The sequence below is a fragment of the Mycolicibacterium obuense genome, assembly GCF_055397605.1.
In genome coordinates, this window is the sequence record NZ_AP043663.1 from 2,089,555 (window position 1) to 2,104,641 (window position 15,087).

General features: G+C 68.6%; 15 protein-coding genes. 10 read left to right on the forward strand and 5 right to left on the reverse strand.

Annotated elements, in window-relative coordinates; genetic code table 11:
• Nucleotides 1-125: 125 nt before the first annotated feature.
• Genes ACZ50N_RS09950 through bla form a run of 3 tightly spaced genes read left to right on the forward strand, consistent with a single transcriptional unit; the run spans nt 126 to nt 4,622 of the window.
• On the forward strand, nt 126-2,393 hold the full coding sequence (locus tag ACZ50N_RS09950; protein ID WP_046364068.1) for a polyribonucleotide nucleotidyltransferase: 2,268 nt from the start codon (nt 126-128) through the stop codon (nt 2,391-2,393).
• Entirely contained in the window at nt 2,371-3,726 is a 1,356-nt protein-coding gene (locus ACZ50N_RS09955) for a M16 family metallopeptidase (protein ID WP_083614497.1), read from the forward strand. Before ACZ50N_RS09950 ends, ACZ50N_RS09955 begins: the two co-directional genes overlap by 23 nt.
• Nucleotides 3,723-4,622: a class A beta-lactamase gene (gene bla, locus ACZ50N_RS09960; RefSeq protein WP_464475260.1), complete on the forward strand. Its 900-nt coding sequence runs from the start codon at nt 3,723-3,725 to the stop codon at nt 4,620-4,622. Before ACZ50N_RS09955 ends, bla begins: the two co-directional genes overlap by 4 nt.
• On the opposite strand, the gene ACZ50N_RS09965 is transcribed toward bla, so the two are convergent.
• Nucleotides 4,605-5,162: a DUF4334 domain-containing protein gene (locus ACZ50N_RS09965; protein WP_046364070.1), complete on the reverse strand. Its 558-nt coding sequence runs from the start codon at nt 5,160-5,162 to the stop codon at nt 4,605-4,607. The two genes, bla and ACZ50N_RS09965, sit on opposite strands and share 18 nt — an antisense overlap.
• A 45-nt stretch (nt 5,163-5,207) precedes the next feature.
• On the opposite strand from ACZ50N_RS09965, the gene ACZ50N_RS09970 reads away from it, so the two are divergent.
• Nucleotides 5,208-5,570 (forward strand): YchJ family protein, encoded by a 363-nt coding sequence (locus ACZ50N_RS09970; RefSeq protein ID WP_464475261.1) that lies wholly within the window; start codon nt 5,208-5,210, stop codon nt 5,568-5,570.
• 5 nt (nt 5,571-5,575) lie between these two features.
• On the opposite strand, the gene ald is transcribed toward ACZ50N_RS09970, so the two are convergent.
• The gene (gene ald, locus ACZ50N_RS09975) at nt 5,576-6,691 is read right to left on the reverse strand and encodes an alanine dehydrogenase (protein ID WP_046364072.1); all 1,116 of its coding nucleotides are present in this window, start codon (nt 6,689-6,691) and stop codon (nt 5,576-5,578) included.
• A gap of 105 nt (nt 6,692-6,796) precedes the next feature.
• On the opposite strand from ald, the gene aldR reads away from it, so the two are divergent.
• A complete protein-coding gene (gene aldR / locus ACZ50N_RS09980; protein ID WP_464475262.1) occupies nt 6,797-7,309 on the forward strand; it encodes an HTH-type transcriptional regulator AldR in 513 nt (170 codons plus the stop codon).
• Between the two features lie 4 nt (nt 7,310-7,313).
• On the opposite strand, the gene hypB is transcribed toward aldR, so the two are convergent.
• The gene (gene hypB / locus ACZ50N_RS09985) at nt 7,314-8,072 is read right to left on the reverse strand and encodes a hydrogenase nickel incorporation protein HypB (RefSeq protein ID WP_046364074.1); all 759 of its coding nucleotides are present in this window, start codon (nt 8,070-8,072) and stop codon (nt 7,314-7,316) included.
• Complete coding sequence (locus tag ACZ50N_RS09990) at nt 8,065-8,427, reverse strand: hydrogenase maturation nickel metallochaperone HypA (protein ID WP_046364075.1); 363 nt, start codon at nt 8,425-8,427, stop codon at nt 8,065-8,067. Before ACZ50N_RS09990 ends, hypB begins: the two co-directional genes overlap by 8 nt.
• A gap of 120 nt (nt 8,428-8,547) precedes the next feature.
• Between ACZ50N_RS09990 and hypF the strand changes: the two genes are divergently transcribed.
• From hypF to hypE, 4 genes are read left to right on the forward strand one after another with little or no spacing between them, the layout of a single operon-like run.
• On the forward strand, nt 8,548-10,857 hold the full coding sequence (gene hypF, locus ACZ50N_RS09995) for a carbamoyltransferase HypF (RefSeq protein WP_464475263.1): 2,310 nt from the start codon (nt 8,548-8,550) through the stop codon (nt 10,855-10,857).
• Nucleotides 10,830-11,105 carry a HypC/HybG/HupF family hydrogenase formation chaperone gene (locus tag ACZ50N_RS10000; protein ID WP_046364077.1) on the forward strand — a complete coding sequence of 92 codons (276 nt, stop codon included), beginning with the start codon at nt 10,830-10,832 and terminating at the stop codon, nt 11,103-11,105. Before hypF ends, ACZ50N_RS10000 begins: the two co-directional genes overlap by 28 nt.
• The gene (gene hypD / locus ACZ50N_RS10005; protein WP_073682892.1) at nt 11,102-12,196 is read left to right on the forward strand and encodes a hydrogenase formation protein HypD; all 1,095 of its coding nucleotides are present in this window, start codon (nt 11,102-11,104) and stop codon (nt 12,194-12,196) included. The genes ACZ50N_RS10000 and hypD overlap by 4 nt, the downstream gene beginning before the upstream one ends.
• On the forward strand, nt 12,189-13,256 hold the full coding sequence (gene hypE, locus ACZ50N_RS10010; RefSeq protein WP_046364079.1) for a hydrogenase expression/formation protein HypE: 1,068 nt from the start codon (nt 12,189-12,191) through the stop codon (nt 13,254-13,256). The genes hypD and hypE overlap by 8 nt, the downstream gene beginning before the upstream one ends.
• A 4-nt stretch (nt 13,257-13,260) precedes the next feature.
• On the opposite strand, the gene ACZ50N_RS10015 is transcribed toward hypE, so the two are convergent.
• Nucleotides 13,261-14,322: an AraC family transcriptional regulator gene (locus tag ACZ50N_RS10015; protein WP_046364080.1), complete on the reverse strand. Its 1,062-nt coding sequence runs from the start codon at nt 14,320-14,322 to the stop codon at nt 13,261-13,263.
• Nucleotides 14,323-14,548: 226 nt separating this feature from the next.
• Between ACZ50N_RS10015 and ACZ50N_RS10020 the strand changes: the two genes are divergently transcribed.
• The gene (locus ACZ50N_RS10020; RefSeq protein WP_464475264.1) at nt 14,549-15,076 is read left to right on the forward strand and encodes a DUF1641 domain-containing protein; all 528 of its coding nucleotides are present in this window, start codon (nt 14,549-14,551) and stop codon (nt 15,074-15,076) included.
• Nucleotides 15,077-15,087: the final 11 nt, after the last annotated feature.

The window sequence follows — 15,087 nt, forward strand, 5'->3', positions numbered from 1 at the left end:
TAGTGGCTGCCGGATAGGAATGCCGGCAGCTTCGATCGATGGCCGTAGCCGCATCGAAAGCGGTGGTCGACGCGCTGTGACGACGCAAAACAGCGAATTGATCCAGAGAGGCCATACGGACGTCCATGTCTGTAGTTGAAATTGAAGACGGCGTGTTCGAAGCCACCGCCGTGATCGACAACGGGAGCTTCGGCACCCGCACCATCCGGTTCGAGACCGGCCGGCTCGCCCAGCAGGCCGCCGGCGCCGTCGTCGCGTACCTCGACGACGAGACCATGCTGCTCAGTGCCACCACCGCCAGCAAGGCGCCCAAGGAGCACTTCGACTTCTTCCCGCTCACCATCGACGTCGAGGAGCGGATGTACGCCGCGGGCCGGATCCCCGGCTCGTTCTTCCGCCGCGAGGGTCGCCCGTCGACCGACGCGATCCTGACCTGCCGCCTGATCGACCGGCCGCTGCGCCCGTCGTTCGTCAGCGGGCTGCGCAACGAGATCCAGGTCGTCGTCACCGTGCTCTCGCTTGATCCGAAGGACCTCTACGACGTCCTCGCGATCAACGCCGCCTCGGCGTCGACGCAGATCTCCGGCCTGCCGTTCTCCGGCCCGGTCGGCGGCGTGCGCGTCGCTCTGATCGACGGTCAGTGGGTCGCGTTCCCGACCGTGGAACAACTCGAGCGGGCCGTGTTCGACATGGTCGTCGCGGGGCGCAAGGTCGAGGATGACGTCGCGATCATGATGGTCGAGGCCGAAGCGACCGAGAACGTCATCGAGCTGGTCGCCGGCGGTGCCGGTGCGCCGACCGAGACCGTCGTGGCCGAGGGCCTGGAAGCGGCCAAGCCGTTCATCGCGGTGCTGTGCGACGCGCAGGCCGAGCTGGCCGGCTCGGCCGGCAAGGAAACCGCCGAGTACCCGCTGTTCCCCGAGTACGGCGACGACGTGTACTACTCGGTCGCCTCCGTGGCCACCGACGCGCTCTCCGAGGCGCTGACCATCGCGGGCAAGAACGAGCGCAACGACCGCACCGACGAGATCAAGGTCGAGGTCCTGCAGCGGCTGGCCGAGCAGTACGCCGGCCGTGAGAAGGAGATCGGCGCCGCGTTCCGGTCGCTGACCAAAAAGCTTGTGCGCCAGCGCATCCTGACCGACCACTTCCGCATCGACGGCCGCGGCGTCACCGACATCCGCGCCCTGTCGGCCGAGGTCGCGGTGATCCCGCGGGCCCACGGCAGCGCGCTGTTCGAGCGTGGCGAGACCCAGATCATGGGTGTCACCACCCTCGACATGGTCAAGATGGCCCAGCAGATCGACTCGCTGGGGCCCGAGACCTCCAAGCGCTACATGCACCACTACAACTTCCCGCCGTATTCGACCGGTGAGACCGGCCGCGTCGGCTCGCCCAAGCGGCGCGAGATCGGCCACGGCGCGCTCGCCGAGCGCGCCCTGGTGCCGGTGCTGCCGAGCGTCGAGGAGTTCCCGTACGCCATCCGTCAGGTCTCGGAAGCGTTGGGCTCCAACGGGTCCACCTCGATGGGCTCGGTGTGCGCCTCGACCCTGTCGCTGCTCAACGCCGGTGTGCCGCTGAAGGCGCCGGTCGCGGGAATCGCGATGGGTCTGGTCAGTGACGACGTCGAGGTGGATGGCAAGACCGAGCGCCGCTTCGTCACGCTGACCGACATCCTGGGCGCCGAAGATGCCTTCGGCGACATGGATTTCAAGTGCGCCGGCACCAAGGACTTCGTCACCGCCCTGCAGCTCGACACCAAGCTCGACGGCATCCCGTCGCAGGTGCTGGCCGGCGCGCTGGCGCAGGCCAAGGACGCGCGCATCACGATTCTCGAGGTGATGGCCGAGGCCATCGACGCCCCCGACGAGATGAGCCCGTACGCCCCGCGGATCACCACGATCAAGGTGCCGGTCGACAAGATCGGTGAGGTCATCGGGCCCAAGGGCAAGATGATCAACTCGATCACCGAGGAGACCGGCGCGTCGATTTCCATCGAGGACGACGGCACGGTGTTCGTGGGCGCGTCCAACGGCGAAGCGGCGCAGGCGGCGATCGACAAGATCAACGCCATCGCGAACCCGCAGCTGCCCAAGATCGGCGAGCGGTTCCTCGGAACCGTGGTCAAGACCACCGATTTCGGCGCCTTCGTGTCGCTGTTGCCGGGTCGTGACGGGCTGGTCCACATCAGCAAGCTGGGCCGCGGCAAGCGCATCAACAAGGTCGAGGACGTCGTCAAGGTCGGTGACAAGCTCCGCGTGGAGATCGCCGACATCGACAACCGCGGCAAGATCTCGCTGGTGCTGGTGGCTGAAGAGGCTGCCGAAGCGACCACCGAAGCCGCCGGTACGGAAGCGCCCGCACCCGCCGATGCCGCGACCGCCGGCAGCTAGCGCGGCGGCACTGCGCCGGGTGCGCGGTGGTGGCGACGCGGCCGAGAAATCGACCGCGATCCGTCGCACGGATCTGCCCGGTGGCCTGCGTGTGGTCACCGAGCGGATTCCGCATGTGCACTCGGCGTCGGTCGGGGTGTGGGTCAACGTCGGATCGCGCGACGAGGGTCGCAGCGTGGCCGGTGCCGCCCACTTCCTCGAACACCTGCTGTTCAAGGCGACCCCGTCCCGCACCGCCGTGCAGATCGCCCAGGCCGTCGACGCCGTCGGCGGTGAACTGAACGCGTTCACCTCGCGCGAGCACACCTGCTACTACGCCCACGTGCTCGACACCGACCTCGCGCTGGCCGTCGATCTGGTCGCCGACGTGGTGCTGCGGGGACAGTGCTTCGCCGACGACGTGGAGGTCGAACGCGACGTCGTGCTCGAGGAGATCGCGATGCGCGACGACGATCCCGAGGACACCCTCGGCGACGTCTTCCTGTCGGCGATGTTCGGCGACCATCCGGTGGGCCGGCCCGTGATCGGCAGCGTGGAGTCGATCTCGACGATGACACGCGCGCAGCTGCACTCCTTCCACCTGCGCCGCTACACCCCCGACCGCATGGTGGTGGCGGTGGCCGGCAACATCGATCACCACGAGGTCGTCGCGCTGGTACGTGAGCACTTCGGCGACCGGCTGGTGCGCGGTCGCACGCCGATCCCGCCCCGCAAGGGTGCGGGACGGGTCAGCGGTCGGCCGACACTGGAAGTGGTCAAGCGCGACGCCGAACAGACCCACCTGTCCCTGGGGGTCCGTACTCCGGGCCGGCACTGGGACCAGCGCTGGGCGCTCTCGGTGCTCAACACCGCCCTCGGCGGAGGGCTCAGTTCGCGTCTGTTCCAACAGATCCGGGAGACCCGCGGTCTGGCGTACTCGGTGTACTCGACTGTCGACACCTTCGCCGACAGCGGAGCGCTGTCGATCTACGCGGGCTGCCTCCCCGAGCGCTTCGACGAAGTCGTGCGTGTGACCACCGACGTGCTGGCCGAAGTCGCGCGCGACGGCATCACCGCCGACGAGTGCCGGATCGCCAAGGGTTCCCTGCGGGGCGGTCTCGTCCTCGGGCTGGAGGACTCGGGGTCGCGGATGAACCGGCTGGGCCGCAGCGAGCTGAACTACGGTCAGCACCGCACCATCGCCGAGACATTGAATCGCATCGACGAGGTCAGCCTGGACGACGTGAATGCCGTTGCCCGACAACTGCTCACCCGGCCGTTCGGGGCGGCGGTGCTGGGTCCTGTCCGGGGACGCAGGTCCTTGCCGCGACCGTTGCAGACGATCGCCGGATGACGGTCTCCCGGCGCGGACTCCTGGTCGGCGGGCTGACCCTGGCCGGCCTGGCCGCCTGTTCGCGATCGACCGTGCTGGCGGACCCCGCCGAGCCGCTGCCGCCGATCGGTGATCGGCTGGCCGCGCTCGGGCGTCGGCACAACGCCCGGATCGGCGTGTACGCCGTCGATCTCGGCTCGGACCGCACCGTCGAGGTCGGCGCCGACGACATGTTGGCGATGTGCTCGACGTTCAAAGCCTATGCGTCAGCGGCCGTGCTGCAGCGCGCGCAGCAGGGGCGATTGGCACTGACCGACGCAGTCCTGGTGGGGCGCAGCGACATCCGTGAGCATTCCCCGGTGACCGAGCCTCGGGTGGGCTCGACGATGACGCTCGCAGAACTGTGCCAGGCGGCGCTGCAGCAGAGCGACAACGCAGCGGGCAATCTGCTGCTGCGCACCCTGGGCGGGCCGTCGGCGATCACCGACTTCGCTCGCAGCATCGGCGACGACCGGACGCGGCTGGACCGCTGGGAAACCGAGCTGAACACCGCAATCCCCGGCGATCCGCGCGACACCAGTACGCCTCGCGCACTGGGCTCCGGCTTCCGGGCGGTGTTGACCGGTGAGGTCCTCGACGGGGCGCACCGCCAAATGCTCGAGGACTGGATGCGGGCCAATCAGACGTCGAGCATGCGCGCGGGACTGCCGGGCGGGTGGGTGACCGCGGACAAGACCGGCAGTGGGGGATACGGCACCACCAACGATGTCGGCGTCGCCTACGGCCCGCAGGGCCAGCGGTGGCTTCTGTCGATCATGACCCGTTCGGCCACAGATGATCCCGACGGCGACAGCCTGCGACCGTTGATCGGTGAGATCGCCGCGGCGGTAGCGCCCGAGCTATCCCAGCCGGCGTGAATTGTCGCGGTGCAAGACGAAGAAGTACGGCTTGCGGATACCGCGCAAATCCATGGCGCCCAGCACAGTCTCCTCGCCCAGCCGACGGAACACGTCGTTGATGGGCAGCTGGTCGTAGATCATCGTCGCGGTGTCCACTCCGCGGTAGCGCGTGGTGCGCAGGCGCGCCTTCGGTCCGCGGGCGGCGAGCACAGGCCGCAGCGCGGCGATGAGCCCCGAGAGATCGCGGTCCTTGAGCCCCGGGATCTTGGTCGCGATGCCGAGCCCGGCGAACGCGGGTAGCGGATTCAGCGGCCACAACCCGGAGCTGTCCCGGGTGGGGAACAGCAGCGGGTGCACGGTCTCACTGTCGGTGTATTGCTTGCCCCACCAGCCGCTGGCCTCGAGCATGCCGTCGAGGGGGTGGCCGGTCGGGACTTCGGCGCCGTGCCAGGTGCCGAGCATGAACTCGGTCTCGACGGCGGGCAGCGAGTCGAACAGCGCCAGCGCATCGGCCGTGGTGGTCGGGGCGCTCGGAAGAACGTCGGTCAGCACAGACATACCGGGAGTGTACTTGACACCCGTCAAATAAGGCACACTGCAGTCATGTCGGAAGCCCTCTGCCGGTGTGGCCGCGGCCTGGCCGCCGAGCAGTGCTGCCTGCCGCTGCTGAGGGGGGAGCAGCAGGCGCGCACGGCCGAGGAGTTGATGCGCTCGCGCTACACCGCGTTCGCGGTCGGCGACGCCGACTACCTCTGGCGCACGTGGCATCCGCGCACCCGACCGGAGCGGGTGACCGTCGACCCGGCGGTGCAGTGGACCGGCCTCGAGATCCTCGACACCCACACCGACACCGTCGAGTTCCGGGCGACGTACCGGGAAAGCCAACGAACCGGGACGCTGCATGAGCGGTCCCGGTTCGCTGTGAGAGCCCGTCGCTGGTTCTACGTCGACGGGGAGGTGTTCTGAGGTTGTCAGGCCAGCAGGCCGGCCGGATCGGTGAACGGCAGACCGAGGTCGGTGGCCACCTGCTCGGACAGCAGCGCCCCGTCGTGCGTCGACAGGCCCTTGGCCAGCGCGGCGTCGGCGCGGCAGGCGTCGCGCCACCCCTTGCCCGCGAGCTTGAGCACGTAGGGCATGGTCGCGTTGGTGAGTGCGTAGGTCGACGTCCGCGGCACCGCGCCGGGCATGTTCGCCACGCAGTAGAACACGGTGTCGTGCACCGCGAACGTGGGATCGTCGTGCGTGGTGGGCCGGGAATCCTCGAAGCAGCCGCCCTGGTCGATGGCGATGTCGACCAGTACTGCGCCCGACTTCATCTCTGCGACAGTGGAATTCGTGACGAGCTTGGGTGCCTTGGCGCCCGGGATCAGGACCGCCCCGATCACCAGGTCGGCTTCCTTGACCGCGGCTTCCAGGTCGAGGCTCGAGGAGTAGCGGGTCTCGATGGCGCCGCCGTACTCGGCATCGATCTTGCGCAGGGTGTTGATGTTCAGGTCGAACACCGTCACGTGGGCACCCATGCCCCAGGCCACCGCTGCCGCGTTGTCACCGGCCATGCCGCCGCCGATCACGACGACCTTGGCGGGAGCCACGCCGGGAACGCCGCCCATCAGAACGCCGCGTCCGCCCTGCGTGCGCATCAGGTGGTACGCACCGACCTGTGCCGAGAGTCGGCCCGCGACCTCGCTCATCGGTGCCAGCAGCGGCAGAGCGCCGTCGGCGGTCTGCACGGTCTCGTAGGCGATGGAGGTGGTGCCGGAGGCCAGGAGGGCATCGGTGCACGGCTTGGAGGCCGCCAGGTGGAGATAGGTGAACAGCGTCTGGCCGGCCCGCATCTTGGCGTACTCCGGCTCGATGGGCTCCTTGACCTTGAGGAGCAGTTCGGCTTCGCCCCACACGGTGTCGGCATCGGCGACGATCTGCGCACCCGCGGCCTTGAAGTCGCCGTCGGTGATCGCCGAGCCATCGCCGGCGCCCGACTGGACCAGCACGTCGTGGCCACGCTGGGTCAGCTCGGCCACACCGGCGGGCGTGATCGCGACCCGGTACTCGTTGTTCTTGATCTCGGTCGGCACACCGACGCGCATTTTTGCTCCTGGAAATCGGGGGAAACTGGGGCAGAGTTGCTCCAAGTGTGAAGAAACATCGATGCATACACAATATTTATGACGAAGATTCGGTAGACTGCGTCCATGTCAGACGAATCAGCGGCAACCCCTGCGTCATCGCGGACCTCGTCGAAGGATGTTCGGATCATTCTCGACGATGTCGACCGACGCATTCTGACCGCACTGCACGCAGACGCTCGGCTACCCAACAGCGCCCTGGCCGAACTCATCGGCATCGCGCCGTCCACGTGTCACGGACGGGTGCGACGACTGACCGAACTCGGCGTCATCCGCGGCTTCTACGCCGACATCGATCCGGCGGCGATCGGGCTGACTCTGCAGGCGATGATCTCGGTGAGCCTTCAGGCCAACGCCCGCGGCAAGATCCGTAATTTCATCGGTCAGATCCGGCGCAAGCCCCAGGTGATGGATGTGTACTTCCTCGCCGGCGCCGACGATTTCCTTCTGCACGTCGCCGCCCGTGACACCGACGATCTGCGAAAGTTCGTCGTGGAGAACCTCAACGCCGACGCGGACGTCGCGGGCACCCAGACGTCGCTGATCTTCGAACATCTGCGCGGCGCATCGCCGCTGTGAGACGTCAGGCCCCGCTGAAGCGGCGCAGCCAGGAGAACCACTGCGCCATGCCCTCGCCGGTCTTGGCGCTGACCGGCAGTACGGTGGCGCCCGGATTGACCTGCCGGATCCGGTCGGTGTAGGTGGCGACGTCGGCATCGAGGTAGGGCGCGAGATCGATCTTGTTCAGCAGCACCACGTCGACCGCCCGGAACATCACCGGATATTTCAGCGGCTTGTCCTCGCCCTCGGTCAGCGAGTAGACCATCGCTTTGGCGTGTTCACCCACGTCGAACTCCGCGGGGCAGACCAGGTTTCCGACGTTCTCGATGATCACCAGGTCGAGGACGGTGAGGTCCAGTCCCGTCAGGGCCCGGTGCACCATCGGGGCGTCGAGATGGCATTCACCGCCAAAGCCGTTGTCGGTGTTGAGTAGTGAGATCTGCGCACCCCGACCTGCCAGGCGGGCGGCGTCGAGGTCCGTGGCGATGTCCCCTTCGATGATTCCGACCGCGAGCTCACCGGCCAGCTCGTCGAGGGTCGCACTCAACACCGCTGTCTTACCGGAGCCCGGTGAGCTCATCACGTTCAGTGCACGAACTCCGTTGTCGGCGAACATCTCCCGGTTCTGCGCGGCGAGGACGTCGTTCTCGGAGAAGATGGCTTCGAGCACGTCGATGCGCTGTCCGGCGGTCTGGTATCCGCTGTGATCGCCGTGACCGTGACCGTGATCGTGATCGTGGCTGTGCACCGTGCCGTCGTCGTGGCGGTGGAATCTACCCACTGCGGTGCCCCGCTGCTTCGGTGGCGACATCGATCGATGTCACGAGGAACTCCTCTCCCCGGACCACCGTCACGTCGGCGCTCCCGCAGGCCGGGCAGCACACCGACCATCGTGAGGTGATCTCCGATTCCTGCCCGCACACACGGCAACTCACCGCCGCAGGCACCTGCTCGAGTTCCAGCGCCGCCCCGGCCAAGCCGTCGTGTTCGGCGACGACCGACCAGCAGAACAGCAACGAATCCGCGACCACCTGCCGGAGGGCGCCGACGCGCACCCGGACCACCTCGACCGGCCGGCCGTCGGCGTGGCTGCGGACCACGCCGGCGATGGCGTGACACAGGGACAACTCGTGCACACGGTCAGCGTAATCCCGACGGGGGGTCGGAATTGCGCAGAAGTGTCTGCCGGATTTCGATAGTTGGGGACGCCGCGCGGAGTTAGCCTGGGGCGTCGCAGCGTTCGAGGAGTCCGCGCCATGAGCGCACACATACGTGTCCGGGTGAGCGTCACCGGTGTGGTCCAGGGAGTGGGATTCCGCCCTACGGTGGCCCGCATCGCCGCGGCGCATCGGCTGAGCGGGTTCGTGCGCAACGACGCGGGTTCGGTGCAGTGCGAATTCGAGGGTCCGAGACCGCAGGTCGACGCGGCGATACATGCGCTGCGGACCGATCCGCCGCCGCTCGCCCGTATCGACACCTTCGACGTCACGGCCCGCCCGCTCGGCGGCGACCCGGGATTCCGCATCGTCGACAGCGCCACGAGCGGTGACGAGAATGCCCGCACGCTGGTGCCACCCGACATCGCGACCTGTCCGGACTGTCGCCGTGAGCTGTTCGATCCGGCGGACCGGCGTCACGGCCACCCGTTCATCACCTGCACCAATTGCGGGCCGCGCTACACGGTGATCACCGACCTGCCCTACGACCGGCCGGCCACCACGATGGCTGGTTTCGCTCTGTGCGCGCGTTGCGCCGCGGAGTACACCGATCCGGCCGACCGGCGCTACCACGCCCAGACCATCGCCTGCCACGACTGCGGGCCGCAGTTGACGTGGGACGGGCCCGGTTCGGGTGGAGCTCCTCTCGAATCCGCCACGGCGGCACTGCGGGCAGCCATGATCGTCGCGATCAAGGGTGTCGGGGGCTACCACCTCGCGTGCCGCGCCGACGACGACGAGGCCGTCGCTGCGCTGCGGCGAAGAAAGAACCGGCCTGCCAAGCCGTTCGCGGTGATGGTCGCCGATGTGGACGCGGCCCGGCGGATCTGTGTGGTCGACACCGCGGCCGAGCAGGCCCTCACCTCGTCGGCCGCGCCGATCGTGCTGCTGCCCGCCCGCCCGGGCGGCGTCAGCGTCGAGGTGGCGCCCGGGCTGGGCGATCTCGGGGTGATGCTGGCCTACACGCCGGTCCACCATCTGCTCTTCGCCGGGTTGGACGTGCCCGCGTTGGTGATGACGTCGGCGAATCAGGGTGGATCCCCGATCGTCTTCCGCGACGAGAACCTCGACTGGATCGACGGTCTGGCCGACGCCGTGCTGGGCCACGACCGCCCGATCCACGTCCCGTGCGAAGACTCAGTGGTGGGGATCGCCGACGACGGGGCAGAGATCCCGCTGCGGCGGTCGCGGGGCTACGCGCCGCTACCCGTCGCGCTCGACGTGCCGGCGCCGACGGTCCTTGCGACCGGCGGCGATCTGAAGACCACGTTCGCGCTGACCGACGAGCGCGGGCGCGTGCATCTGTCCTCGCACCTGGGTGACATGGCCGACCCCCGCACCCAGGACTGCTTCACCGCGGCGGTCGACCACCTGATGTTCCTGACCGCCACGGTGCCCGTTGCCGTCGCGCACGACATGCACCCGCGATATGCCACGACCGGGTGGGCACAACGCCACGGCGGCCCGCGGGAGGCCGTACAGCACCATCACGCCCACGCGATGTCGTTGCTTGCCGAACATCGCCTGCTCGGCCGGCCGATGCTCGCGATCACCTACGACGGAACGGGTTTCGGCACCGATGGCACCATCTGGGGTGGCGAACTGCTCGCAATCACGGGGGCCACGGAGTTCACGCGCGTCGGCCACGTGGCGCCGTTCTGGTTGCCGGGTGGCGAAGGCGCCGTCCGCCAGCCGGCGCGTATCGCACTCGATCTGCTGCGACGCGCGGGCATCGATCCGGCCGACGACCTCCCTCCCGTCGTGACACTGGGGCCGACGGGCATGCACGTGCTGACCCAGCAGCTCGCGCGTGGCGTGGGATGTGTCCCGACGACGAGCATGGGGCGGCTCTTCGACGCCGTCGCGAGTCTTCTCGGCGTCTGCCAGCAGGTGACCTACGAAGGCCAGGCCGCCGTGGAGCTCGAGCACCTCGCGCGCCGCGGGCGCCCCTGTGCCGCGCTGCGAATGGATGTCACCGCCGGTGTCATCGATCCCGCGCCGGTGATCGCCGGCCTGGTGGAGGGCCTGCGCGCAGGTGCGGCGCGCGAAGACTTGGCGCGGACCTTCCACGACGCGGTGAGTGATGCGACGGTGCGCGCCGCGGCGGCTGCCGCCGCCGACGCCGGCATCACGACCGTGGGCCTGACCGGTGGGGTGTTCGCCAACCGCCTGCTGCTGGCCGGGATCTCGGCGGGTCTGCGCGCCCGAGGACTGACGGTGCTCACCCACAGGGTGGTGCCGTGCAACGACGGCGGTGTCGCTCTGGGGCAGGCCGCCGTCGCGGCGCTGCGCCTGGCGGCGGCTCGAGAAAGGAGTGGGCCATGTGTCTCGGTATCCCCGGCAGGGTGACCGCGATCTGGGACGAGGCGGGGACGCGGATGTCGACGGTCGATTTCGGCGGCACCACCAAGACGGTGTGTCTGGCCTATCTGCCGGACATGACTATCGGCGAATACACCATCGTGCACGCCGGTTTCGCGATCACGCGACTCGACGAGGCGTCGGCACACGAGACGTTGCGCATGTTCGCCGAACTGGGTGTCCTGGACGAGGAGCTCGCCGGTGAACAACCGGCGGCGCGGAGGGACACGGCATGAAGTACCTCGACGAGTTCCGTGACCCGACCGCCGCGCGAGCGCTGGTCGACGCGATCCGCCGCCGGGCCACGAGAAGCTGGACGGTGATGGAAGTCTGTGGTGGACAAACTCATTCGATCATCCGCAACGGACTGGACCAGCTGCTCGACGGCGCGGTCGAGTTCATCCACGGGCCGGGTTGCCCGGTGTGCGTCACACCGCTGGAGATGATCGACCGCGCGCTGGAGATCGCATCGCGCGACGACGTCATCTTCTGCTCGTTCGGCGACATGCTCCGGGTGCCGGGCAGCACCCGGGACCTGTTCTCGGTCCGGGCCCGGGGTGGGGACGTCCGCGTCGTCTACTCGCCGCTGGACGCGACGCGCGTGGCCGCCGACAACCCCGACAAGCAGGTGGTGTTCTTCGGCGTCGGCTTCGAGACCACTGCGCCGGCCAACGCGATGGCGGTGCTGCACGCGCAACGGCTGGGGTTGACGAACTTCTCGGTGTTGATCTCCCATGTGCTGGTGCCACCCGCGATGACCGCGATCCTGTCCTCGCCCACCAACCGCGTGCAGGGTTTCTTGGCCGCAGGGCACGTGTGCTCGGTGATGGGCACCTCGGAGTATCAGCCGCTTGTCGACCGGTTCGAGGTGCCGATCGTGGTGACCGGCTTCGAACCACTCGACCTGCTCGAAGGCGTACGTCAGGTGGTCGACCTGCTCGAGGACGGGACACCCGAGTTGCGCAACGCCTATCCCCGCGCCGTGTGCGACGAGGGGAACCCGGCGGCCCGGCAGACGCTCGCCGACGTCTTCGTCGTCACCGACCGGCAGTGGCGGGGCATCGGAATGATTCCCCGGTCCGGCTGGACACTGGCGCCCCAGTACAGCGACTTCGACGCCGAGCGGCGGTTCGGTGTCGGTCACCTGCAGGTCGCCGAGTCCGCGGAGTGCCACGCCGGTGAGGTGCTGCAGGGACTCCTCAAACCCCACGAGTGTCCGGCGTTCGGACGCACGTGCACGCCGCGCACCCCACTCGGCGCCACGATGGTGTCCAGCGAAGGCGCCTGTGCCGCGTACTACCAGTTCCGGCGTCTGGCCAATGTCTGAGGCGCCGGCGTCAATCGACCCCTCGGACTGGGTGTGCCCGCTGCCGCTGCGGGAGACTGCCCGGGTGGTGCTCGGCCACGGCGGGGGCGGGGTGCTGTCCGAAGAGCTGATCGAGAATCTGTTCCTGCCCGCGTTCGGGGGACGGGCCGGCCCGGCGCGGGACTCCGCGGTGCTGCAGACCGGCGCGGGCCGCATCGCGCTGACGACCGATTCCTATGTGGTGCAGCCGTTGTTCTTCCCCGGCGGCAACATCGGCGATCTCGCCGTCAACGGCACCATCAACGATCTGGCGTGCAGCGGCGCCCGCCCGATCGGCATCACCGCGGGCTTCATCCTCGAGGAAGGATTGGAGCTCGACGTGCTCGGGGCGATCGCCACCACGATGGGGGCTGCGGCCGCCGCCGCGGGTGTCCCAATCGTCACCGGTGACACGAAGGTCGTCGGAAGGGGCGGTGCGGACCAGCTTTTCGTCAACACCGCGGGAGTGGGAGTCGTCCCGCCGGGAGTGGAGATCGGGCCCGAGCGGGTGCGCCCGGGGGATGTGGTGATCGTCTCCGGTGCCCTCGGTGAGCACGGCGTGGCGATCATGAGCGTGCGGGAGGGTATCGACTTCGGCACCGAGGTCCGCACCGACAGCGCGCCGCTGCACCGGCTGGTGGAGTCGATGCTGGCTGCAGGTGGACCCGGGGTGCACGCGCTGCGTGACCCGACTCGCGGAGGGCTCGTCGCATCGGTGGTCGAGATCGCGCGGGCCGCGGCGGTGGGAGTCGAGCTCGACGAGGCCGCGATCCCGGTGCCCGAAGCCGTCGCGTCGGCCTGCTCGTTCCTGGGCCTGGATCCGCTGCAGGTCGCCAACGAGGGCAAGATGGTGGCCTTCGTGGCGGCCGAGGCGGCCGAGGCCGTGCTGGCCGCGATGCGCGCTCGCGCCGAGGGTGCGGAGGCGGCGGTGATCGGCCGGGTGGTCGCCGAACATCCCGGTATGGCCGTCACGCGGACGCCGTTCGGCACCACCCGAGTGGTGGAACGTGAACTCGGCGAGCAACTTCCACGGATCTGCTGACGCCTCAGCGGCGCAGCGTCTCCGACGGCGCCTCGCCCCAGCGTTTCCGGTACTCGACGGAGAAGCTGCCGAGGTGGTGGAAGCCCCACCGCTCCGCGACGGCGGTGACGGTGACGCCGTCCGTGGGGATGGCGTCGGTCAGTTCCTCGTGCACCCTCTCGAGCCGTCGTTCGCGGACGAACGCCATCGGCGACATGCCGAGCTCCGACCGGAAACCCTGCTGGATCGACCGGACGCTCATGTGTACCGCCGACGCCAGGGAATCCATCGTGATCCGTTCGGCCAGATGGTCTTCGATGAAATCCATCGCCTGCTGGATCACGGTGCGGCGGGGGTCGGGGGATGACGGGGCGGTGATGTCGGCGTGATAGTTCGACGGCTGGAGGTAGAGCAGGCTGCTCATCACCAGTTCCTCGACGGGTCCGATGGCGCGACCCTTCTGGATGAGTGAACCGGCGTGGTAGACCTCGGTGTGCACCAGCTGCACCGCGGCGTGCCACCGCATGGCCGCCTCCGTCGCCAGATCGAATTCCGGCTCGAACACCAACGGCCGCAGGAGGTTACGCCCCAGCAGCCGGGTCACGTGGGCCGTCATCGCGTGCGCCTCGATGCGGATCAGCAGCTGCGGGGCGTCGACGCCGAGTTCCAGGCGTAGCGGCACCCCTGGACTCGACACCAGCGAGCGCATGGTGTTGGCCACAAAGGTGGCCGACGGATGCACCACGGTGGCGACGCCGTTCATCGGCATGTGCACGCCGTAGTAGCGGCCGGACTCGGGGATCACGATGGTCGCGGGGACATGCAGGTCCAGGTAGAGCATGCTGACGTTGCGTAGCCGCACGCCGTGCATCGTGGCCGCGAATCCGTGCGCTTCTGTGGGATCGACCGTCAGGCTCAGCGGAGACAGGGCACGACCCATCAGCCGCGCCGCAGTGGGGATGTCCTCGGTGTAGAAGATCTCGTGACCGGTCAACGCCGGCGGGACGCCGCGGGAGCGCACCTTGCGGCGGACCGGATCGCTGGTGCGGCGGATGTCGATGTAGCCGAGACGGGTCAAGCGAGACATCAGGCCTGAGGCGTGCGTGCGAAGGCAAGGCTAACTTTGCGTGCTGCACAGAGCATTCGGTTCCGCACGGCAAGACTCCTAAACATCGGGCTCGCTTCAGCGTAGCCATCTGTGCGCAATCCTGATAGGTGTTGCGCGAAAGCGATAGGCAGGGCGGGGTCGGCTGAGTACGTTTGGGGAGCAGGCAGCCTCCCTCGCACGGGGGAGCCCTCGTGGGAGGTTCAGCATGGGAGCCAACGGAGAAGCCGGAATCCCCGTCTTGGATCCACCGGTTCCCGCCGGACCGTCCGCCGCGATCCGCGACCGTCTCGACGACCCCCGCGTCGCCGACGCGCTCACCACGCTGCTCGAGCACGCAGACCTGCTCGCGGTGCTCGTCTCCGGCCTCGACGCGTTCGTCCGCCGCGGCGACGACATCACGGCGAATCTCACCTCCGCGCTCGGCGACTTCAAGGGCCAATCTGTTGAGCTGAGCCAGTTGTCGGCCAGCTTGAGCCAACTGTCCGGCGCGCTGGTGCACGCGGCGCCGGCGCTGACCACGCTGTTGAAGTCACCGTTGACCGAGCCCGCCGGAGCGGAGGTGATTGCGGCGCTGGGCGAGGCCATGGTGTCAGCGCGCCAGTCGACTGCGCCGACGCCCCGCGGAGTGCGCGGCCTGTGGAAAGCGGTGCGCGGTGCGGCCAAGGACCCCGACGTCACACGCGGCGTGGTCTACCTGATCGAGATGGCTCGTATCTTCGGCCGACGAGTCTGATTGACATACAG

Coding starts and splice junctions, on each gene's coding strand:
- ACZ50N_RS09950 (WP_046364068.1), top strand. CDS start 126: ATGTCTGTAGTTGAAATTGAAGACGGCGTGTTCGAAGCCACCGCCGTG.
- ACZ50N_RS09955 (WP_083614497.1), top strand. CDS start 2,371: ATGCCGCGACCGCCGGCAGCTAGCGCGGCGGCACTGCGCCGGGTGCGC.
- bla (WP_464475260.1), top strand. CDS start 3,723: ATGACGGTCTCCCGGCGCGGACTCCTGGTCGGCGGGCTGACCCTGGCC.
- ACZ50N_RS09965 (WP_046364070.1), bottom strand. CDS start 5,162: ATGTCTGTGCTGACCGACGTTCTTCCGAGCGCCCCGACCACCACGGCC.
- ACZ50N_RS09970 (WP_464475261.1), top strand. CDS start 5,208: ATGTCGGAAGCCCTCTGCCGGTGTGGCCGCGGCCTGGCCGCCGAGCAG.
- ald (WP_046364072.1), bottom strand. CDS start 6,691: ATGCGCGTCGGTGTGCCGACCGAGATCAAGAACAACGAGTACCGGGTC.
- aldR (WP_464475262.1), top strand. CDS start 6,797: ATGTCAGACGAATCAGCGGCAACCCCTGCGTCATCGCGGACCTCGTCG.
- hypF (WP_464475263.1), top strand. CDS start 8,548: ATGAGCGCACACATACGTGTCCGGGTGAGCGTCACCGGTGTGGTCCAG.
- ACZ50N_RS10000 (WP_046364077.1), top strand. CDS start 10,830: ATGTGTCTCGGTATCCCCGGCAGGGTGACCGCGATCTGGGACGAGGCG.
- hypD (WP_073682892.1), top strand. CDS start 11,102: ATGAAGTACCTCGACGAGTTCCGTGACCCGACCGCCGCGCGAGCGCTG.
- hypE (WP_046364079.1), top strand. CDS start 12,189: ATGTCTGAGGCGCCGGCGTCAATCGACCCCTCGGACTGGGTGTGCCCG.
- ACZ50N_RS10015 (WP_046364080.1), bottom strand. CDS start 14,322: ATGTCTCGCTTGACCCGTCTCGGCTACATCGACATCCGCCGCACCAGC.
- ACZ50N_RS10020 (WP_464475264.1), top strand. CDS start 14,549: ATGGGAGCCAACGGAGAAGCCGGAATCCCCGTCTTGGATCCACCGGTT.